The organism is Marichromatium sp. PS1 (genome assembly GCF_041155115.1).
GTDB classification, from domain to species: domain Bacteria; phylum Pseudomonadota; class Gammaproteobacteria; order Chromatiales; family Chromatiaceae; genus Marichromatium; species Marichromatium gracile.
The window spans coordinates 87,256-107,599 of sequence record NZ_BAAFHB010000004.1 but is presented as its reverse complement, the minus strand read 5'-3'; the positions used below and the strand labels follow the sequence as shown (position 1 = coordinate 107,599).

The following is a 20,344-nucleotide window of genomic DNA, read 5'->3' as shown; positions in this document are numbered from 1 at the left end:
TTTCCTACTCCGCATCGATAGCTTGTAATTCCCAGCGCCCCTCGCACCGCGCCAGGGTCTGGCTGCAGCCGAGTTGACGTGGATCCTGTTCGACCCCGGGCAGTACCTCGACCACCCGTCGCCCAGCGGCGCGCAGCCGCTCGATCTCGGCGCGCAGCGCCGGATCGGGATCGGCCGGCGCGAGCACCGGCGCGTCAACGCGATAGCGTTGCTCGAGCCCGCGTCCGTGACGCAACAGCTCCTTGAGGTCGGCACTGAAGCCGACCGCCGGGCGCGCCCGGCCGAACACCCGACCGATGTCGTCATAGCGCCCGCCACGCGCGACCTCGAGCCCCCAGCCGGGGACGAAGGCCGCAAACACCGCGCCGGTCTTGTAGCGATAACCGCGCAACTCGGCGAGGTCATAGTGGACCCCGACCTCGGGCAGCCAGCGCTGCAGCCCCTCGGCGATGCGCCGCAGGTCATCGAGCGCGGCCTGTACCGGCTGGTCGGCGCGACTCAGCACCTGCTCGGCACGCACCAGCGCATCGGCGCCGTTGAGTTCGGCGAGCGCGACCAGCATGTCGGCCGCAGCACCGTGGACGCCGAAGCCGCCGATCAGCTGCTCGACCTCGGGCACCGCCTTGCGCTGGAGCGCATCGAACAGCGCGTGCTCCTGTGCCGCATCGAGCCCGGCCTGACGGGCCAGCCCGCGGAAGATACCGACATGACCGAGATCGAGATAGCTCTCCTCGATCCCCGCCGCGCGCAGCGTGAGCATGATCAGGCGCAGGATCTCGATATCGCTCTCGACGCCGCCATGACCATAGATCTCGGCACCGAGCTGGAGCGGGCTGCGCGTCCCACCGAAGCCGTCGTCGCGAGTGCGCAGCACGGTGCCGAGATAGCACAGACGCTGCGGCACATCACGACGCAGATGATGGGCATCCATACGCGCGACCTGCGGGGTCATGTCGGACCGCACCCCGAGCAACCGCCCGGAGACCTGGTCGGTGAGCTTGAAGGTCTGCAGGTCGAGGTCCTGACCGGTCCCGGTCAGCAGCGAGTCGAGATAATCGATGAACGGCGGGATGACCAAGTCGTATCCCCAGCCGGCATAGAGATCCAGCAACTCGCGACGCAGCCCCTCGATGACCTGGGCCTGGGGCGGGAGCACCTCTTCGATTCCGGCTGGCAGCAGCCACCGTTCCTCATTCATTGCGCACTAAAACTCAGTTCACCAGATAGAGCAGCCCGAGCCCGACGATCATGCTCGTCAACCCGGCCAAACGCAGCGCCCGATCCCGCTCGGCCACCATCAGCAACAAGGCGCGTCTGAAGCTTCGCGGCGAGAGAAACGGCCAGATCCCCTCGACCACCAGCATCAGCGCCAGTGCGATCAGCAGCTCGTTCACAACCAGACGTCCTCGACCGGGGCTCGATCACGCGAACGCAACCGGGCTGGTACCCTTTCAAAAGGCGCCCATCTTTCCAGACGCAAGGGCATTTGTCCATCGCCGGGACATCGAAAAACACCCCGCAGACAGACAGAAAAACGTGATTTCAGCGCAAAAGCAGCATTTTGACAACAAAATGCATGCATTTAACCAGGGTGCGAAGGGTCGCTGAAACGTGGACGAAACGTCTGCAAGACGTCTTGGGTGGGGAAATGCGGCCCCGAAACGGGGCCGCATCCTGCAGCGGAGGGAGGATCAGCGGCCGATGGCCTCGACCGGGGCCTGCTGCTGACGGAAGAAACGGAAGAACTCCGAATCGGGTTCGAGCACCATCACGTCGCCACCATTGCCGAAGGCGTGGCGATAGGAACCGAGACTCCGGTAGAAGGCGTAGAACTCGGGGTCGACGCTATAAGCGCCGGCATAGATCTCGGCCGAGCGCGCATCGCCCTCACCGCGGATCTCCTCGGACTGACGATAGGCGTCGGCGGTGATCACGGTGCGCTGACGATCGGCATCGGCGCGAATCCGTTCGGCGGCCTCAGAACCCTTGGCCCGCAGGTCACGCGCCACCCGCTCACGCTCGGCGCGCATGCGCTGATAGACCGACTCACTGACCTCGGGCGGCAGGTCGATCTTCTTCACCCGCACGTCGACGATCTCGACACCGAGATCCTCGGTGTTGGCATTGACCTCCTTGGTGAGGATCTGCATCAGCTCCAGACGATCATCGGAGACCACCTCCTGGATGGTGCGCTTACCGAACTCGTCACGCAGGCTGGTGTTGATCCGCTCCGAGAGCAGCCGGCTGGTCCGCGCACTGCTGCCACCGGTGGAGCGGAAGAACTGCGCCGCGTTGGAGATCCGCCACTTGGCGTAGGAATCGACGATCACGTCCTTCTTCTCGATGGTGAGAAAACGCTCCGGACGCGAGTCGAGCGTCTGGATACGACGATCGAAGATCTCGATGGAGTTGATCAAGGGCAGCTTGAAATGCAGCCCGGGGCCGTACTGGTCGGAGACGATCTCACCGAGTCGCAGCTTGATCGCCACCTCGTACTGCTTGACCACGAAGGTACAGCTGTAGACGAGGAGCGCGAGCACCGCGACGCCGATCGGCAGCAGGGTCCTGTACTGATTCATCAACGCGTCCTCCGCTCACGGTCCACGATGCGCTGGGGCGTGGAATCACTCGCCCCGGTGGCGCTCGCCGGCGTCGCCGCGACCGGCGCCGACGCTGCCGGGCCACTCTGGGCCGGCGTTGCTGATTGCTTGAGCATCTGATCGATGGGCAGGTACATCAGGCTGTTGCCGCCGTCCTTGACGTCGAGCAGCACCTTGGCGTTCCCGCCGAGCACCTGCTCCATGGTCTCGAGATAGAGACGCTCGCGCGTCACCTCGGGGGCCTTCTGATACTCGGCGAGGATGGCACTGAAGCGCGCCGCCTCACCCTCGGACTCGGCGATCACCTTGTCGCGATAGGCGCGGGCATCGGCGATGATGCGCGCAGCCTCACCACGGGCGCGCGGCAACACCTCGTTGGCATAGGCCTCGGCCTGGTTCTCGATGCGCTCCTTGTCCTCGCGGGCCTTGATGGCATCGTCGAAGGCGGCCTTGACCTGCTCCGGCGGCTTGGCCGGCTGCATGTTGATCGTGGTCACCTCGAGGCCGGTCTTGTACTGATCCATCAGCGCCTGGATGCGCTCCTTGATGGTCACCGCCACCGCGCTACGACCCTCGGTCATCACATAGTCGAGCTTGCTGCCACCGATGGTCACGCGCACCACGGTCACCGTGGCGTCACGCAGGGTCTTCTCGGGATTCTGGTCCTGGAAGAGATAGTTCGCCGCATCCTGGATACGCGACTGCACCGTCAGCTCGACATCGACGATGTTCTCGTCCTGGGTGAGCATCGATGCCTTGTGACTGAAGGTCGCGATCTCGTCGACATTGACCTTGGTCACCGACTCGATCGGTGCGGGGATGTGCCAATGCGGCCCCGGCCCGGTGGTCTCGGTGAGCTTGCCGAAGCGGGTCTCGACGCCGCGCTCGGCAGGGCCGACGATATAGATGCCGGTGGCCAGCCAGATCACCACCAGCACGGCCACCGCCACACCGATCAGGCGCAGACTGAGGTCGCGCCCGGGACCACCGCTCGGGCCGCCCTGCCCGCCGCCCTTGCCGCCGAAGAGCCCACCCAGGCGCTCCTGGAGCTTGCGTACCACCTCGTCGAGATCGGGCGGTCCTTGGTCGCCGCCACCACTCCAAGGATCTTTGTTACCGCCACCTGGCTCGTTCCAGGCCATAGCTTCTCCGTCTGTACTGGTTGGTTGGGGGAGTCGTCCCGGATTGCCCTGTCGGGGGTTGACGATCCAGCCACTGCAAACAGGGCGTCACGACAAATCCGATGGCAGGTGAATATCGCGTAGAACAATGCCGACGTACGAGGCCGATATCAAGCGATATCGCATGATGAGGTCACGCGGACACGCATCCCCGGGCCCCAAATCGAAGGTGTCATTCTAAGATGGCGCAGCGGGGTGGAGCAAACGCCCCACCCCCAATGAAACTCAGGGTTCGACACAGGCGGCCAGGCGCACATCGCGTGCCCGCAGCCGCGCGAGATCGGCCCGCGCGATACTGAAGCTCATCTCCCATCCACCGCTCTCGAGGGGGGTGTCGGCGAGTATCTGGGCGTGAGCGAAGAGCAGCGCCCGCACCCGCCCATCGGCTGGCTCGAGTCGGACCCGGCGCTCGACGCGCTGGCCACCGACACGCTCGGCGATCGCCTGCAGCAACAGCTCGATCCCCTCGCCCTCGCGCGCCGAGATCCACACCCGCACCGGCACCCCCTCGGCATCGCGCTCGAGACGCGGCACGGCCTCCTCGAGCCGATCGATCTTGTTGAACACCTCCAGGCGCGGAATCTCGCTGCAACCGATCTCTTCGAGCACCTGCTCGACATCGGTGATCAGTCGCGAGCGCTGCGTGGCGGCGGCATCGATCACGTGCAGCAGCAACGCGGCGTTGCGCGCCTCCTCCAGCGTCGAGCGAAAGGCCGCCACCAGCTCATGCGGCAGATCACTGACGAAGCCCACGGTATCGGCCAGCAAGGCCCGCTCGCCGGTCGGCAACTCCAATCGACGCAGCGTCGGATCGAGGGTGGCGAACAGCTGATCGGCCTGGAACACCCCGGCCTCGGTGAGACGATTGAACAGCGTCGACTTGCCGGCATTGGTATAACCGACCAGCGAGACCACCGAGAGTTCGGCCTTGGCCCGTGCCTTGCGCCCCTGGGCGCGCTGCCCTTCGATCTTGCCGAGGCGGCGCTCGAGCATCGCCACGCGCTTGCCGAGCAGACGGCGGTCGGTCTCGAGCTGGGTCTCGCCCGGACCGCGCAGCCCGATACCGCCCTTCTGGCGCTCGAGATGGGTCCAGCCGCGCACCAGCCGGGTCGAGAGGTGACGCAGCTGCGCCAGCTCCACCTGCAGCTTGCCCTCGAAGGAGCGCGCCCGCTGGGCAAAGATATCGAGGATCAACCCGGAGCGATCGAGCACCCGGCACTGTACCAGGCGCTCGAGGTTGCGCTCCTGAGCCGGCGAGAGCGGATGATCGACGATCACCAGGTCGGCGGTGCAGGCGGCGACCAGATCCTTGAGCTCCTCGGCCTTGCCGCTGCCGAGGAAGTAGCGCGGATCGGGCGCGGCACGACTCCCCCCCAGGGTCGCCAGCACCTCGGCGCCGGCGGCCTCGGCGAGCAGCGCGAATTCCTCGCGCTGCTCGGCATCGACCCGCTCGCCGCCGAGATCGATCTGTACCAGCACCGCCCGCTCACCGACATCGGGACGCTCAAACACGCCGCGCCCCCAGCAATCGTTGCGCGTGCGACTCAGGCATCGTCGGACTTGTCCTCGCCCTTCGGCGACTCATCGCTCGGCGGCAGCTTGACGTTGCGCGCCGGCACCACCGTCGAGATCGCATGCTTGTAGATCATCTGACTGACGTTGTTCTTGAGCAGCACGACGAACTGATCGAAGGACTCGATCTGCCCCTGCAGCTTGATACCGTTGACCAGGAACACCGAGACCGGCACGCGCTCCTTGCGCAGGGTGTTCAGGAAGGGGTCTTGCAGGCTATGGCCCTTTGCCATGTGTTGAGTCTCCTTGTTGTCGTTTGTTCGGTCGGCATCCGGATGTGACCGTGGCCGGACAGGTGCTCCGGGGCAGCGCTTCCCCCCATCCCGGATCACCGCCGCTCTCTACGGTCGTCATGACCGCGTCGTCCGTCAGCGGGTTGCGAACTGGTGACGGACACCGACCTGATTTGGAGCAAGCCCCCAACGCGGGGGACCGCACTGAGCATGCCTCGCTGGCGACACCGCGGCAAGGACCAGCAACACCGGCCACGGCTCATCGACCGCCGCCCGCGCCACCGATACCGGCCGCCGCGAGCGCCGCCAGCGCCTGACCACAGGGATCCGGGTGATCATCGATCCAATGACAGTCGGGCTCGGCGCGCAGCCAGGTGAGCTGACGCTTGGCGAGCTGTCTGGAGGCATAGATACCGCGCTGCACCAGCTCATCACGGTCGTACTCGCCGTGAAGATATTTCAACACCTGGCGATAGCCCACGCAGCGCATCGAGGGCAGCTCCGGGTGCAGGTCGCCGCGCGCCCACAGCCGCTCGACCTCGGCCACCAGCCCCTGATCGAGCATGTCGCAAAAGCGCTGCTCGATGCGCCGATGCAGCAGCGCGCGCTCGCCTGGCGCGCGCACCAGCTTCATCCAGCGATAGGGCGGCTCGGCGCGTGCGCGGGCCTCGGCGATCAGCGCGCTCATCGGGCGCCCGGCGAGGGTGTGGACCTCGAGCGCGCGCTGGATGCGCTGCGGGTCGTTGGGATGGATCTGCGCCGCGCTCACCGGATCGACCGCAGCGAGCCGCTCGTGCATCGCCTGCCAACCGAGACGCGCCGCCTCCGCATCGAGCGTGGCACGCACCGCCGCATCGGCCCCCGGCAGCTCGGCCAGACCGCGCAACAGACCGCGCACATAGAGCATGGTCCCACCGACCAGCAAGGGGATCCGCCCCCGTGCGCTGATCTCGGCCATCGCCGCCAGGGCATCGGCGCGAAACTGCGCGGTCGAATAGGACTCGCTCGGGTCGAGGATGTCGATGAGCCGATGCGGGGCCTCGGCGAGCACCTCGGGACCGGGCTTGGCGGTACCGATGTCCATGCCGCGATAGACCATCGCCGAGTCGACGCTGATGATCTCGCACGGCAGCCGACGCACCAGCTCGACGGCGAGATCGGTCTTGCCGGCAGCGGTCGGGCCGAGCAACAGGATGGCCCACGGCCGCGGGTCGGTCGATTCGGTCATGACAGGGGATCCTCTCGGGGATGCGGCTCAGCGGCCGCGCTCGAACAGTCGGTCGAGCTGATCGTGGGTCATCTTCACCCAGGTGGGACGGCCATGGTTGCACTGATCGATACGCTCGACCTGCTCCATCTCGCGCAGCAACGCGTTCATCTCTTCGATGGTGAGCCGCCGGTTGGCGCGCACCGCGCCGTGACAGGCCATGGTCGCGAGCACCGCGTCGATCGCCGCATCGAGCCGCCGACTGCGCCCGTGCTCGGTGAGATCGGAGAGCAGGTCGCGCACCAGCGGCGCGATCTCGGCCTGACGCAGCAGCGCCGGGACCTCGCGGATCACCAGGGTCTCGGCGCCGAGCGGCTCGATCACCAGCCCCAACCGGGCAAGGGTGTCGCGCTGCGTCTCCAGCAACTCGACCTCGGCGCGACTGACCTGGAGGGTGACCGGCAACAGCAGCGGCTGGGAGACGATGCGCCCGCGCGCCCAGGCCTGCTTGAGCCGCTCGTAGCCGATGCGCTCGTGGGCGGCGTGGATATCGACCACGATCAGCCCGTCGCGCGCCTGGGCGAGCAGGAAGACCCCGTTGACCTGCCCCAGGGCGAAGCCGAGCGGCGGGGCATCGGCCGCCTCGACCTCTTCCTGGCGAGGCACGGGCCTCGCCCCGCCGACCTCGGGCAACGGCTTGGCCGGGGCGGCGGGCGCTGTCGAGGACGACTCCTCTCCCCCGCCATCTCGTGCCGCTGGCCTCGGGTGCTGGAAGGCCAGATCGGCCTGATAGCGCGCCGGACGCTCGGCGACCCGGCCCGCCGGGGCGACGACGGAACTCCGCTCACGAGCGACAGCGGCTCGCGCGCCTGTGCCGACGCGCCCGGCCTGCCCGCCCGAGGTGGCAAGCGCCGGCGTGAGCGGCGCGGCCGACGACGCGCGCGTGGAGGCGGCCACCGTCGCGGGCGCAATCGTCCCGGTCTCGGGCGTCCGCTCTCCGAGCACGCCGTCGGCGAGCCGGCGCTGCAGACTGCTGAACAGGAAGTCGTGGACCTGACGACTCTCGCGGAAGCGCACCTCGTGCTTGGCCGGATGGACATTGACGTCGACCTGACGCGCCGGCAGTTCGAGAAACAGCACGAAGGCCGGATGACGGGCATGGTGGAGCACATCGCTGAAGGCCTGGCGCACCGCGTGTGCCACCAGCTTGTCGCGCACCATGCGGCCATTGACGTAGAAGTACTGCTGATCGGCCTGGCTGCGCGAGAAGGCCGGTGGCAACACCCAACCGTGCAGGCGCAACCCGACGGCCTCGGCCTCCACCGTCAGCGCCTGCTCGGCAAAGGACTGGCCGAGCAGCTGGGCGAGACGGGCGCGCTCACGTGCCGTCTCGCCACCGGCCGGAGCCAGGTCGAACACCTGACGGCCATTGTGGCGCAGCACCAGACCAACCTCGGGACAGGCCAGGGCGATACGTCGCACCACCTGCTCGAGGTGGCCGAACTCGGTGCGCTCGGTGCGCAGGAACTTGCGCCGCGCCGGGGTGTTGAAGAACAACTCGCGCACCTCGACCGAGGTCCCGGGCGGGTGCGCGGCCGGCTGTGGCGACTCGAGCGTACCATCGGGACCGACCCCGATACTCCAGGCCGGAGTGTCCCCGGGCGCCTCGCGGGGACGCGAGGTCAGCGTCAGCCGGCTGACCGAGGCAATACTCGGCAGCGCCTCGCCACGGAAACCGAGGGTGATGATGCCGTCGAGATCCTCGAGTGCGGCGATCTTGCTGGTGGCATGCGCCGAGAGCGCCAGGCCCAACTCGTCGCGCGGGATGCCGCAACCGTCGTCACGCACCCGCAACCGCTTCACCCCGCCCTGCTCGACCTCGATCTCGATACGCTCGGCACCGGCGTCGAGGCTGTTCTCGATCAGCTCCTTGGCGATCGAGGCCGGGCGTTCGACGACCTCACCGGCGGCGATCTGATTGACGAGATGGGGCGGGAGGGTACGGATCGGGGAAACCATCGCGCAGATGGAACCAGATCGGCGCGCAGACAGCAAGGGCCAGCGGCCAGCGGCCAGCGGCCAGCGGCCAGCGGCCAGCGGCCAGCGGCCAGCGGGATTGAACCGCAAAGACACAAAGGGCACAAAGGGATTTTGTGTTCAGGCCCCCAGCGCAGGCGCTGTTCCCTACTGGAAGCTGGCCGCTGGAAGCCGACTCGAATGACCAAAACGCAAAGAAAACACGCGAAGAAAGCGGCCAGCTTTCAGTCAACAGCCTCCAGTGTCGGCCTGCAATCAACGGTCGCGCGACGAGCCAAGCCCTCCCCTCGCTGGCGGCTGATAGCTGAAAGCTGGAGGCTTTTCCCCTTTGCGGCTCAATCCGTCCTGGTCGCAAGCGAGGTCACGAGTCCTCGGGGATGGCAAGCACCTGACCGACGCGGATGGTGTCGTCGGTCAGGCCGTTCTCGGCACGCAGCGAGGAGAGACTGACGCGATAGCGCTGGGCGATCTCGGAGAGGGTATCGCCCTGGTGGGTGACGTGACGGCGCGGGGTCGAGCGCCCGTTGGCCGCCTGCAGCAGCGCACCCTGTGGCGGGTACTTGCGAAAATAGGCCTTGATCCCGGCGAGGATGGCGCGTGCCAGCCGCTCTTGATGGGCCGGGTCGCGCAACCGGCGCTCCTCCTCGGCATTGGTGATGAAGGCGGTCTCGACCAGCATCGAGGGAATATCCGGCGACTTGAGTACCGCAAACCCGGCACGCTGGACCCGGCGCTTGTGCAGATCCCCGATCTCGCCGAGATGCGAGAGCACCGCGCCGGCGGCCTCGGTGCTGTGCTCGATGGTCGCGTTCTGGGTCATGTCGATGAGCACGCTGGCGAGCAGATCGTCGCTGTCGGCGATGTTGACCCCGCCGATGAGGTCGGCGGCGTTCTCGCGGTTGGCCAGCCAGCGCGCCGCTTCACTGCTCGCGCCGTTGAACGACAGGGTATAGACCGAGGAACCGTGGGCGCGATCGTTGGTGAAGGCGTCGGCATGGATGGAGATGAACAGATCGGCCTTGTGCTTGCGCGCCTTCTCGATGCGCTGGCGCAATCGGACGTAGTAGTCCCCGTCGCGGATCATCAGCGGGCGCATCCCCGGCTCGCGCTCGACCAACGCGGCGAGCTTGCGGGCGATCGCCAGGGTGACGTCCTTCTCGTAGGTGCCGCGCTTGCCGATGGCACCGGGATCGGCGCCGCCGTGGCCGGCATCGATGGCGATCAGCACCTCGGGACGTGAAGGCGATCGAGTGCGACTGGCCACCACCGTGGCATGGGGTGCGGCACTGGCGGTCCGCGGCAGCAGATCGATCACCAGGCGGTGTTTGTCGTGACGGCGATCCGGCGGCAGGCTGAAGCTCTTGACCCGTACCGGACACTTGAGGTCGAAGACGATACGCAGATCGGTCTTGTCGCGAATACCGCTGCGCAGCCCGACCAGCGCCGGATCATTGCCACGTGGCCGCGGCAGCGTGCCGGACAGCCGGGCGTCGCTGAGGTCGACGACGACCCGGTCCGGCCCCTCGAGGGTAAAGATCTTGTGGGTGAGCGCAGCTCGGGTATCGAGTACCACCCGGGTGCGACCGTCCTCGACACCGACGCGCGCGCCCTCGACCGTGACCTGCGCGGCAAGTGCGGGCAGGGCCAGGAGGGAGCAGAGCAGGAGAGTGAAAACCCGTTTCACGTCGCAGCCTCGGGGTCGCCGGGGTCGCCGACGACCGATGTTCTCGGGGACGGCACGGCCATGCAGTGGAGATGACCCGCCCCAGGGGATTGACGGTTCGTTGTTTTTAAGATAGCAGCTTTAGCGGGAGTATTCCAAGAAAAAACCTGGGATTAGCCTCGCTTTCTGAATTTCTTCGGAACGAAATGTATCGCTTATACAACAAGGATTTGCGCGACCGGGACTCAGCGCTCATAGAGCGCTCGGGCCAGCGTCAGACCCGCCTCGGTGGTCGCCACCGGGCGCAGGCTGCGCCCATCGGCGCGATGCTCGAGCTGGAGCTGCAGATCCGGCGGCGGCAACGCGCCGGCACCGCATTGCGGCCACTCGACCACCCAGATCGCCGGGGTCTCGAGCAGATCGCGCAGACCGAGATACTCCAGCTCCTCGGGATCGGCCAGGCGATAGAGGTCGAGATGGTAGAGCTGGGTGGTGGCGAGTACATAGGGCTCGATCAGGGTATAGGTCGGACTGCGCACCGCACCCTGGTGACCGAGCGCACGCAGCAGCCCCCGGGTCAGGGTGGTCTTGCCGCAGCCGAGGTCGCCCTGCAGATAGAGCACGAAGGGCGCTCGCATCCGCTCGGCCAGCCGTGCACCGAGCGCCAGCTGGGCCGCCTCACCGGCGATATGGATCTCATGCATGATGGTTCTCTCTCCCGTCGGCCAGGGCGCGCACCGCCTCGATGATGTCCCCGGCGATCATTCCCCGCTCACCCGCGCGCGCTGCCCGGTCACCGGCGGCGGCATGCAGACAGACCCCGACACGCGCGGCGCCCCCGACATCCATCCCCTGCCCGATCAGCGCAGCGATGACCCCGGTGAGCACGTCTCCGGCACCGGCGGTCGCCATCCCCGGATTACCGTCGCTGCAGACCGCCGGCGGTGTCTCGTCCGCGTCGGCGACCAGACTGCCGGCACCCTTGAGCACCAGGGCACCGCCATACTTTTGACGCAAGGCCGCGAGCGCGGCGAAACGATCCGCCTCGAGCGCGGCGGTCCCACAGCCGAGCAACCGCCCCGCCTCGCCCGGATGCGGCGTCAGCACCCAGTCATCGCGCCGCAGCGGCTGCTCGGCGAGCAGGTTGAGCGCGTCGGCATCGACCACCAGCGGCAACCGGCACTCGCGCACCCGCCGCCACAGCCCGCGCCCCCACGCCTCCCGCCCGAGCCCGGGACCGATGGCCACCAGATCGGCACGTGCGAGCAGTGGCTCGAGATCGGCGTCGTGCTCGACCCCACGCACCATCAGCTCCGGGCGGGTGAGATTGAGCAGCGCGGCATGTGCCGGATGGGTGGCGACCGTCACCAGCCCGGCACCGGCACGCAGCGCCGCCTCGCCGGCAAGACGTGCCGCGCCGGACATCCCCGGGGCGCCACCGATCACCAGCACATGACCGCACTGCCCCTTGTGCGCATCGCGCCGTCGCGTGCCCAGACAGGCGCGCTGGCTGGCCCAGTCGATGCGCTGCGCACTGGCCGGCTCGGCCACCAGCAGGGTCTCCGGCACCCCGAGCGAGTCCCAGTAGAGCCGGCCACAGCAGCCGGGGCCGGCCCCGGTCAGCAGCCCCTGCTTGAGCACGATGAAGCTGATGGTCGCGCTGGCCCGCACCACCTCGCCGAGCACGGCGCCCCGGTCGGCATGCAACCCGGTGGGGAGATCGAGCGCGAGAACCGGCGCCGGGTGGGCATTGAGCGCACGCACCGCCTCGGCCCAGTGCTCGCGCAACGGACGCTCGAGCCCGATGCCGAGCAGGGCATCGACCAGCAGCTCGGCGTCCTCGGGAAGGCCACCGCGCCAGGGCTCGATCGCCCCGCCGACCGCCCGCCAGTCACGGCAGGCCTCGGCGGCCTCATGCCGCAGCCGCTCCGGCGCGACCAGGCTCAACACCCGAACCTCGCGCCCGGCCCGGCGCAACAGCCGCGCCAGCGCATAGCCGTCACCCCCGTTGTTGCCGCCGCCAACGAGCACGCAGACCCGGCGCGCCTGCGGCCAGCGCGCGGCCACCAGTCGCTGCGCCGCGCGTGCGGCGCGCTCCATCAGCTCACGACCGCTCAGGTCGGGCTGGAGACAGGCGGCGCGGTCGAGCGCGCGGGCCTGATCGGCGCGGTAGAGTGCGTGCGGCAGCGATGGCTGGTTCATGACGGTCTGGAGATGGATTGGGATCGGCGTGGCGACCCCGATTCTAGGGTGAATGGACGAGACAGGCGAGTACCGGAGCAGACGATGACGCGCGCGCTCGATCCGCACGAGGCGCTCGAGCTGGCGACCCGGATCAAGGGCTGGGGGATGGCGCTCGGCTTTCAGCAGGTCGGCATCACCGAGACCGGACTGCAGCGCGCCGAGCAGCGTCTGCTCGACTGGCTCGACGCCGGCCATCACGGCAAGATGGACTACATGGCCCGCCATGGTCGCCGGCGCGCCCGTCCCACCGAGCTGGTGCCGGGGACACTGCGCATCGTCTCGGTGCGCATGGACTACCATCCCGAACCACACGAGGACCCGGCGACGCTCAGCGACCCGGCACGCGCCTTCGTCTCGCGCTATGCACTCGGGCGCGACTATCACAAGCTGATCCGTCGTCGCCTGCAGCGCCTCGCCGACCAGATCACCGAGACGATCGGCCCCTTCGGCTATCGCGCCTTCGTCGACTCGGCGCCGGTGATGGAGAAGCCGCTCGCCGAGCAGGCCGGACTGGGCTGGATCGGCAAGCACACCAACCTGATCAACCCGCGCGCCGGCTCCTGGTTCTTTCTCGGCGAACTGTTCACCGACCTGCCGCTCCCGCTCGATACACCGCTGCGCTCACACTGCGGTCACTGCTCGGCCTGTCTCGAGGTCTGTCCCACCGCAGCGATCATCGCGCCCTATCGGCTCGACGCCCGGCGCTGCATCTCCTACCTCACCATCGAGCACCCAGGCCCGATCCCGCTGGCGCTGCGCCCCGCACTCGGCAACCGCATCTACGGCTGTGACGACTGCCAGCAGGTCTGCCCCTGGAATCGTTTCGCCCGCGCCACCGCCGAGACCGACTTCCTGCCTCGCCAGGGACTCGATCGCGCCACCCTGATCACCCTGATCGGCTGGGACGAGCCGACCTTTCTCGAACGGACCTCGGGATCTGCGATCAGACGCATCGGTCATGGTCGCTGGCTGCGCAACCTCGCCGTTGCACTCGGCAATGCCGATTCGTCGCCGGCGGCGCTCACTGCACTCATACGCTGGCGGGACCATCCAGACCCCATGGTTCGCGAGCATATCGACTGGGCGCTGGCGCGCCAGCGCGAGCACGGCGCGCGTGACGGATGGTGACGCTCAGGTCGGGGCGCGCAGCAGCGACCACACCTCGCTGTTGCGCTCGGGGCGGAGGTCGCGGTCGGCCGCCGGCACCTCGGGCGAACCGAGCGCGATCCCCAGCCGGGTGGCGAGCAGGCGCTGTCGACGCTCCATCTCCAGGCTGTGGTTGGGGTTGGCCAGCAGCAGCTTGAACAGCTGCAGATCGTTGTGGAAGTAGGACGAGTCGGCCTTGGTGCACTCCAGCGTCTCGATCAACGCGGCCTGCAGCCAGAGTCCCAGATCGCCCTTCACCGGACGCTGGTCGAAGCTCGGCATCGGTGCGACCAGCGGGCGGTTGACATGGATCTGCAGGTCGTCCGGGATCGGCTCGGTGAGCCAGGTCATGCCCTGCAGCAGACCTGCGACCTCACCGCCGGCACGCTGACGCTCACCGAGATCGAAGAGGATACGGATCAGCACCATGCGGGTGGCGAGATGACCATCCCCCTCGGCCCTGAGCTGGACGAAACGCGCCATCGCCTCGGTCAGCGCCTGATAGCGCTCGGCCACCGGCCGAGCCGAGTCGTGGCTGTCGAGATAGCGCTCGAGCGCCTCCTCGAAGCGCGACCAGAAGGGATCGCGACCGTGGTCGGCGATCTGCCAGTCGATCAGAAAGGGCTGGGCATAGGGATAGGCGCCCAGCCGGATATACCATGCGCTCTCGGTCATCGCGATCTCCAGTTGAGCCGGTTCACACCATCAGGCCGCGCGCCCGCAGCCGCTCGGCTCGCGCCGGCGCACAGGCAAAGAGGTTACGACGGCGCGCATCGAGCGTCTCCGCCGTACCACAGGGGGCCAGGGCGCTCAGTGCATCGACCTGGCGGTACAGCGCGTAACCGAGCGTCTCGACCGCCTGGCGCAACGCACCCAGGTCGCAATCCGGAGCGACCCGGAACATCAGCAGCGGGTCGTGTGCGGCAAAAAACCGCTCCCCCGCCCGCAACACAGCGGGCAGATGCTCGGCGGCGAGATCAAGACGCACCAGCGACGGACTCGCGCCTGCGGGCCAGGCCGCATCGGCCAAGAGCTCGTCCAGGGTCAGTGCCCCGACCGTACGCGTCTCGAAGGAATCGCCGAGGTCGTGCGGGCGCGCCGCCCGACGCACCCGGATACCGACCTCGCCGGCCCCGTCTCCGATCGCCCGTTGCTGAAGCACGACACGTGTCTCCAGCGCATTCTCGGCAAGGCTGCGCGCCAGCAGCGCCGCGGCTTCGGTAACCGGCTCGAGCGCCAGCACCCGACCGTTGCCCTGCCCCATGGCATGGGCCATGGCGAGGGTATAGACACCGAGACCCGCGCCCAGATCGAGCACCAGATCGTCGGGCTCCACCAGACGACGCACCAGCGCCAGCTCGGGTTCCGGCCAGTCCTCGCGCTCGAGCAGCAGATAGGTGGGCAACGCGTCGATATCATTGGGGACATGGATGCGCACACCGTCATCCATGGTCAGCAACAGTGAGTCATTGCCAGCCGATGACGCCGGCATGGTCGGCTCCGAAGGCAGCGGCGCCGCAGTCGAGGCCGGGGTCGCCGCCATCGCCTCGGTGATGCGCTGGGCGAGCGCATCCGCCTCGGGGGAGTCGAGCCCGAGTCCGCGCGCGCGCTCCATCACCTCGGCGGCCTCGGCGGCACGCCCGGCGAGCAGCAGACCCTCAACCAGGGTCAACCAGTAACCACCGATCTCCGGGGCCTGATCGAGTGCATGACGCACATGGTCGAGCCCGGCATCGAGATCGCCGCGCTCGATCTCGATGATGCCGAGGTTGTGATTGGCCTCGGCATGATCCACATCGAGCGCCAGCACTGCACGATACAGCCACTCGGCGGCCTCGGCCCGTCCACCGCGCTGATGTTCGATGGCCTGCTCGAGCAGTCGTTGGGAGTCTGTCACGATCGTTGCTCCGAGATTGACGTTGGCGGATCGGGTGCGGGCGAAGACCCGGCGCCCCCGTGATTGAATGAGCATCCTAGCACCGATCGGCGAACCGCCTAAAGTGCCACTGATGCTTGCCCGGGACGTCCCCGGGTGGCACAGTCCGAACAGGGATCGAGCACCCCGAGAGCAAGCGACGAGAGGCCTCGACCATGACCATGCACACCGATCTGATCACCGAACTCGAGCAGGCCACCGAACAGCTGGTGGGGGCGGCGACGGGCGCCGACTGGGCGCTGGTCGAGACGCTGCAGAAGCGACGCCGGGCACTGATCCAGCGACTCGGCACGGACCTCAAACCCGAGACATGGAGCGCAAGCGAGCGCCAGCGCCTGCAGCACATTCTCGAACAAGAGGGCCACGCCGAGACGCGTGCCATCAACGAACGGACGAAGGTGCTGCGCAAGCTGCAGCGACTGCGTGCGGCCGAGGACGGCGAGCGCCAGACCGAACCGCAGGACAACCCTGGGTCGGCGCATACCGCGCAGCGGATGCGCAAGGCCTATGGCAATCCCGGACAGGATCAAGGCGGGTCCAAGACCTCCTAGAGGAAGTCGAACAGCGACAGCCGATTGACCTGCACATAGGTCTGCTGCGCGGCCTGAAGGACCACTTCTTGCAGTCTGAAGCGGCTGATCGCCTCGGCATAGTCGACGTCCTGGATGTCGGAGAGGGTGCTCTCGAGATTGAGTTCGCGCTCGGCATTGAGTTCGGTCTGGGTGTCGAGCGTCTGTAGCCGGGAGCCGACCGTGCTCCTGACATCGCTGAGCCGATCGAGACCCGAGTCGATATTGCCGAGTGCGATCTCGACCGACTCGGAGAGCCGGGCGCGGACCTCGGGGTCGCTCACCGGGGTCTCCAGCGCGGTGGCGATCTCGTCGAGGGTGGCGAAGATGTCACGGTGCTCGGCCGGGCGCGAGACCACGGTATCGCCATCGGCCGGCGCGCCGGTCAGGGTCACGCTGCGCCCGGCGAACTCGATCGCATCGCCGCTGTTGTAGGCAACGCCCTGGATCGGCGTGCCGCTCTTGTCGAGCACGACATTACCGAGGTCGTCGACCACGGAATATTCCATGGTCCCGGCATTCTCGGCGAAGCGGATCTCGAAGCGCTCACCGGCGGTGGCATCGAAGTCCTCACGATCCCTGATCCGCGTCTCCTCGACCACCAGCGAGCCGGTATTGCCAAGCGGCTGCTGCGCCTCGAGTACCAGGCCGCTGCGCTCGGGCAGATCCATGAAGAGGACGTCGCCACTGTCACCGACGGTGATGGTGCTGGTCGACGAGAGTTCGACCTCGCGTACCGCGCCAGCCCCCTGGGCGCCGACATAACCGACCGAGCCGTCGGCCTCCTTGTTGAAGGGCTGGACGAACGAGCGGGTCCCGGCGAACAGGTATTCGTCGTTGGCGTCTCTGGTGTTGGCGATGTCGATGAGATCATCGCGCAGCTGATGGATCTCGCTGGCGAGATAGCTACGGGTCTGGTCGTTCTGGGTATCGTTGTTGCCGGCGAGCACCAGCTCGCGGGCGCGTTGCAGCAGGTTCTCCATGGCGATGATGCTCGCCTCCTCCTGCTCAAGACGCGGCTGGGCATAGTCGGCGTTACGCTGATATTGCTCGTTGGCGCGGATCGCGGCATTGAGCTGACCGGCCTGGGTCGCCCCCGCGGGGTCGTCGGCAGGGGTGAGGATGCGCCGACCGGTGGACAGCTGCAGTTGGGTGTGGCTGAGCTCGGACTGCGCCCGCTGCATCGCCGTGACGCCGCTCTGGAAGGCCTGTTGGGTGGAGATACGCATGCTGGGCTCGCCTCCGCGGGGCTTAACGCCTGACCGCGTTGATCAGGGTGTCGAACAGGGTGCTGGTCGTGGCGATCACCTGCGCCGAGGCCTGATAGGCCTGCTGGTAGCGCAACAGATTGGCCGCTTCCTCGTCGAGGTTCACCCCAGAGATCGACTCACGCTGGGCCTGGGCCGATTCGAGCTGGGTGGCACTGGCATCACGCACGATCTGTGCCTGACGGGTCTGGGTGCCGACCTCGGAGATCAGGCTGCTGTAGCCGTTCTGGATGCTCTCGTCGCCCTCGAGGATGCGCGCGTCCTGGAGCCGGGTCAGCTCGAGCATGTTGCGGTTGTCGCCCTCGCGCTGGACATTGCCGGAGATCTCGAAGACCTCGCCGTCATTGGGCGCGCGCTCGAGCGTGACCTCCCAACCATTGGCGGCGATGGTCACCCGGCCATCGGCGCTCCCGCTCACCGCCGAGGTCGGCAGCGGCACGCCATCGAGACTGTACTGGAAGGTGGCGGCGTCGTAGCTCAGCTCGACGGTGTCGGCAAAACGCGGGTGCTCGCTGTCGGTCACCCGCACCTCGGCGGCGCTGACACCATTGGCCGGATCGGGATAGACGGCGATCTCGGCAAGCCCGCCGATGTCAAACTGGTCACCCGCAGCGGGCTGCGAGTCGAGGGTCAGCGCCCAGCCATTGGCGGTGATCGTGGTGGTGTTGCCGTCCGGCGCCACCTCAACCGCGGAATTCGGCAGCACGGTGCCGTCGAGGACGTAGTTGGTACCGTTGAAGGCCAGGGTCGAGGCGGTCGAGAAATCGGCCTCGGGATCGGTGACACGGCTCTCGAGCACCGCCGCCGTGCCGGTGTTACCGGCGTCCGGCGTCACCGCCAAGGTGCCGCCGCCACCGACGGTGAAGCGATCACCGGCGATCCAGGCGTTCTGCAGCTCGAGCTGCCAGCCGTTGGCGGTGATCTGGATGTTGCCCGAGGGCAGCGTGGTGAGGTCCGGTGGTGTCAGGGCAACGCCGTCGAGGGTGTAGTCGGTGCCGTCGAACTCGATCACCACCTCGTCGAGCAGATCGGGGTCGGTGGTGTCGATGACACTGCGGCTGACGACATCCGGGCGCAGGTTATCCTGGCCGAGGACAATATCCACCCCGCCGTTGCCGGCGACGGAGAACTCGTCACCGACCTCGGGCGTGCCATCGAGGGTCAGCGCCCAGCCATTGGCGCTGATGGTGGTGAAGCCCTGCTCGTCGACGTTGACCGCGCTCGGCGGCAGCTCGACACCATCGAGGGTATAACCATAGCCGTTGTAGCCGACCACGGCGCTGTTGAGCAGCCGTGGGTCGTCGCCGTCGACGGCGACGACCGAGGCAATCTGCACCGCGCTGGCATTGAGATCGCCGGCATCGGCGACCATGGCGCCGGCGGCGGCGATCTTCTCCGGATCGCTGATCAGCACCTCCAGCGAATCGGCCGCGCCCCGCGTCGGCTGGATCAGCCACTGATCGCGCGAGGCGGCGCCGGAGAGATCCCCGGTATCGATACGTAATCCACCACCGGTGAGGACATCCGGGTCGTCGGGATCGGGCGTCAGCGGCACATCGGTGCCATCGGGGAGGGTCTCGAGACGGTAGGCGCTGCCAGTGAAGCGCAGCCGGTAGTCGTTCTGCGTCAGCTCGCCGACGTCCTCGAGGGTGACCTCGAGCTGGCCACTGGCGGCATTGCCGGGCGTCGGATAGACATCGGGCTCGGGGATGGCAAAGAGCTCGCCGCCAAGGTTGCCGTCACGGTCGACACCGAGGGTGTGCTGCTGGTTGAAGGCGGCGCCCAGGTTGAGGGCGATGAACCCCAGGGTATTCTGCGCCTCGTCGAGGATCCCGGTACGCGTCTCGAGCATGGCGCCGAGCTCTCCGCCGGTCACAAAGCGCGAGATGTCGACCGGCTGATCGCCCCCGGAGGTCTTGAGTCCGACATCGATGTTGCCGTCACCGGAGAAGGAGCGCGCGACCAGCTCGGCCGCGTTCCCGCCGGTGACCAGCGCCTGACCGTTGCCGACGAAGACGTTGACCGAGCCGTCGTCCTGCACCGTGGTGTTGAGATCGATCTTCTCGGCGAGCTGGTTGAGCAGCAGATCGCGCTGGTCGAGCAGGTCGTTGGGCTGGCTGCCGCGCGAATCGCCGGTGACGACCTGGGTGTTGAGCTCGGCGATCGCCGCGGTGAGCTGGTTGATCTCGTCGACGCTCGAACGGATCTCGCCGTTGAGCAGGCCGCGCTGCTCCTCGATCTCGCCGTTGACGCGAGAGAAGCGCGCGGAGAGCGACTCGGCCTCGCCGATCAGTGCGGTGCGCGCGGCGATCGCGGTCGGGTCGTCGGCGACATCCTGGACGGCGGCGAAATAGTTCTCCAGCACCGGCGCCATGCCGGTGGTGGCATCGGCGAGCAGGCTGTCGACCCGCTCGGCATACTCGGCGCGCACCGAGCCATAGCCGTTGTCCGAGAGACTGGTGCGCAGCCGGGCGTCGACCAGATCGTCCTGGATGCGACGGATACCGTCGGCGGTGACGCCCTGACCGACGTAATACCCACCGGTGAACTGCGGCGTACGCGTACTGAAGTCGACGCGCTGGCGGGTATAGCCCTCGGTGGCGGCATTGGCGATGTTGTGCCCGGTGGTGGAGAGCGCGCGCTGGAAGGCCAGCAGCCCCGATACCCCCGTCCCCAGAATACTCATAC

General features: G+C 67.6%; 17 protein-coding genes. 2 read left to right on the top strand and 15 right to left on the bottom strand.

Features of this window, described 5'->3' with window-relative positions:
* Positions 1 to 4: 4 nt before the first annotated feature.
* The 11 genes from ACAM26_RS09670 to ACAM26_RS09620 form a co-directional block, all read right to left on the bottom strand.
* Positions 5 to 1,198, bottom strand: a complete 1,194-nt coding sequence (locus tag ACAM26_RS09670; protein WP_123140760.1) for an ATP phosphoribosyltransferase regulatory subunit — start codon at positions 1,196 to 1,198, stop codon at positions 5 to 7.
* Between the two features lie 13 nt (positions 1,199 to 1,211).
* Positions 1,212 to 1,394: a DUF2065 domain-containing protein gene (locus tag ACAM26_RS09665; RefSeq protein WP_062274437.1), complete on the bottom strand. Its 183-nt coding sequence runs from the start codon at positions 1,392 to 1,394 to the stop codon at positions 1,212 to 1,214.
* Positions 1,395 to 1,691: 297 nt separating this feature from the next.
* Positions 1,692 to 2,579 (bottom strand): protease modulator HflC, encoded by an 888-nt coding sequence (gene hflC, locus ACAM26_RS09660; protein ID WP_123140761.1) that lies wholly within the window; start codon positions 2,577 to 2,579, stop codon positions 1,692 to 1,694.
* Positions 2,579 to 3,742, bottom strand: a complete 1,164-nt coding sequence (gene hflK / locus ACAM26_RS09655) for an FtsH protease activity modulator HflK (protein ID WP_123140762.1) — start codon at positions 3,740 to 3,742, stop codon at positions 2,579 to 2,581. Before hflK ends, hflC begins: the two co-directional genes overlap by 1 nt.
* Before the next feature lie 264 nt (positions 3,743 to 4,006).
* Positions 4,007 to 5,293, bottom strand: a complete 1,287-nt coding sequence (gene hflX, locus ACAM26_RS09650; RefSeq protein ID WP_123140763.1) for a ribosome rescue GTPase HflX — start codon at positions 5,291 to 5,293, stop codon at positions 4,007 to 4,009.
* 32 nt (positions 5,294 to 5,325) lie between these two features.
* Entirely contained in the window at positions 5,326 to 5,586 is a 261-nt protein-coding gene (gene hfq / locus ACAM26_RS09645) for an RNA chaperone Hfq (protein ID WP_005223727.1), read from the bottom strand.
* A 259-nt stretch (positions 5,587 to 5,845) separates the two neighbouring features.
* Complete coding sequence (miaA, locus tag ACAM26_RS09640; RefSeq protein ID WP_369613516.1) at positions 5,846 to 6,814, bottom strand: tRNA (adenosine(37)-N6)-dimethylallyltransferase MiaA; 969 nt, start codon at positions 6,812 to 6,814, stop codon at positions 5,846 to 5,848.
* A gap of 27 nt (positions 6,815 to 6,841) precedes the next feature.
* Entirely contained in the window at positions 6,842 to 8,812 is a 1,971-nt protein-coding gene (gene mutL / locus ACAM26_RS09635) for a DNA mismatch repair endonuclease MutL (protein ID WP_369613515.1), read from the bottom strand.
* A gap of 379 nt (positions 8,813 to 9,191) precedes the next feature.
* Positions 9,192 to 10,514, bottom strand: coding sequence for an N-acetylmuramoyl-L-alanine amidase (locus ACAM26_RS09630; RefSeq protein WP_123140767.1), 1,323 nt, complete (start codon positions 10,512 to 10,514; stop codon positions 9,192 to 9,194).
* Between the two features lie 224 nt (positions 10,515 to 10,738).
* Positions 10,739 to 11,197: a tRNA (adenosine(37)-N6)-threonylcarbamoyltransferase complex ATPase subunit type 1 TsaE gene (gene tsaE, locus ACAM26_RS09625; protein WP_123140768.1), complete on the bottom strand. Its 459-nt coding sequence runs from the start codon at positions 11,195 to 11,197 to the stop codon at positions 10,739 to 10,741.
* Entirely contained in the window at positions 11,190 to 12,695 is a 1,506-nt protein-coding gene (locus ACAM26_RS09620; RefSeq protein WP_369613514.1) for an NAD(P)H-hydrate dehydratase, read from the bottom strand. The genes tsaE and ACAM26_RS09620 overlap by 8 nt, the downstream gene beginning before the upstream one ends.
* A gap of 84 nt (positions 12,696 to 12,779) precedes the next feature.
* Between ACAM26_RS09620 and queG the strand changes: the two genes are divergently transcribed.
* Positions 12,780 to 13,865 (top strand): tRNA epoxyqueuosine(34) reductase QueG, encoded by a 1,086-nt coding sequence (queG, locus tag ACAM26_RS09615; RefSeq protein WP_369613513.1) that lies wholly within the window; start codon positions 12,780 to 12,782, stop codon positions 13,863 to 13,865.
* A gap of 3 nt (positions 13,866 to 13,868) precedes the next feature.
* Here queG and ACAM26_RS09610 read toward each other — a convergent pair whose 3' ends face one another.
* Positions 13,869 to 14,558: a hypothetical protein gene (locus tag ACAM26_RS09610; RefSeq protein WP_123140771.1), complete on the bottom strand. Its 690-nt coding sequence runs from the start codon at positions 14,556 to 14,558 to the stop codon at positions 13,869 to 13,871.
* A 22-nt stretch (positions 14,559 to 14,580) separates the two neighbouring features.
* Positions 14,581 to 15,780, bottom strand: coding sequence for an FkbM family methyltransferase (locus tag ACAM26_RS09605; RefSeq protein WP_190287936.1), 1,200 nt, complete (start codon positions 15,778 to 15,780; stop codon positions 14,581 to 14,583).
* A gap of 194 nt (positions 15,781 to 15,974) precedes the next feature.
* Between ACAM26_RS09605 and ACAM26_RS09600 the strand changes: the two genes are divergently transcribed.
* Positions 15,975 to 16,370, top strand: coding sequence for a hypothetical protein (locus ACAM26_RS09600; RefSeq protein WP_369613512.1), 396 nt, complete (start codon positions 15,975 to 15,977; stop codon positions 16,368 to 16,370).
* On the opposite strand, the gene flgL is transcribed toward ACAM26_RS09600, so the two are convergent.
* A complete protein-coding gene (flgL, locus tag ACAM26_RS09595; RefSeq protein WP_123140774.1) occupies positions 16,367 to 17,617 on the bottom strand; it encodes a flagellar hook-associated protein FlgL in 1,251 nt (416 codons plus the stop codon). The genes ACAM26_RS09600 and flgL overlap by 4 nt on opposite strands.
* A 22-nt stretch (positions 17,618 to 17,639) precedes the next feature.
* The gene (flgK, locus tag ACAM26_RS09590; RefSeq protein ID WP_369613511.1) at positions 17,640 to 20,342 is read right to left on the bottom strand and encodes a flagellar hook-associated protein FlgK; all 2,703 of its coding nucleotides are present in this window, start codon (positions 20,340 to 20,342) and stop codon (positions 17,640 to 17,642) included.
* Positions 20,343 to 20,344 lie beyond the last annotated feature (2 nt).

Excerpts from the sequence above, each read along its gene's own strand:
- hfq (WP_005223727.1), bottom strand. The coding sequence starts at position 5,586 with ATGGCAAAGGGCCATAGCCTGCAAGACCCCTTCCTGAACACCCTGCGC.
- mutL (WP_369613515.1), bottom strand. The coding sequence starts at position 8,812 with ATGGTTTCCCCGATCCGTACCCTCCCGCCCCATCTCGTCAATCAGATC.
- ACAM26_RS09600 (WP_369613512.1), top strand. The coding sequence starts at position 15,975 with ATGACCATGCACACCGATCTGATCACCGAACTCGAGCAGGCCACCGAA.
- ACAM26_RS09670 (WP_123140760.1), bottom strand. The coding sequence starts at position 1,198 with ATGAATGAGGAACGGTGGCTGCTGCCAGCCGGAATCGAAGAGGTGCTC.
- ACAM26_RS09610 (WP_123140771.1), bottom strand. The coding sequence starts at position 14,558 with ATGACCGAGAGCGCATGGTATATCCGGCTGGGCGCCTATCCCTATGCC.
- hflC (WP_123140761.1), bottom strand. The coding sequence starts at position 2,579 with ATGAATCAGTACAGGACCCTGCTGCCGATCGGCGTCGCGGTGCTCGCG.
- tsaE (WP_123140768.1), bottom strand. The coding sequence starts at position 11,197 with ATGCATGAGATCCATATCGCCGGTGAGGCGGCCCAGCTGGCGCTCGGT.
- hflK (WP_123140762.1), bottom strand. The coding sequence starts at position 3,742 with ATGGCCTGGAACGAGCCAGGTGGCGGTAACAAAGATCCTTGGAGTGGT.
- miaA (WP_369613516.1), bottom strand. The coding sequence starts at position 6,814 with ATGACCGAATCGACCGACCCGCGGCCGTGGGCCATCCTGTTGCTCGGC.
- flgK (WP_369613511.1), bottom strand. The coding sequence starts at position 20,342 with ATGAGTATTCTGGGGACGGGGGTATCGGGGCTGCTGGCCTTCCAGCGC.
- queG (WP_369613513.1), top strand. The coding sequence starts at position 12,780 with ATGACGCGCGCGCTCGATCCGCACGAGGCGCTCGAGCTGGCGACCCGG.
- ACAM26_RS09620 (WP_369613514.1), bottom strand. The coding sequence starts at position 12,695 with ATGAACCAGCCATCGCTGCCGCACGCACTCTACCGCGCCGATCAGGCC.
- flgL (WP_123140774.1), bottom strand. The coding sequence starts at position 17,617 with ATGCGTATCTCCACCCAACAGGCCTTCCAGAGCGGCGTCACGGCGATG.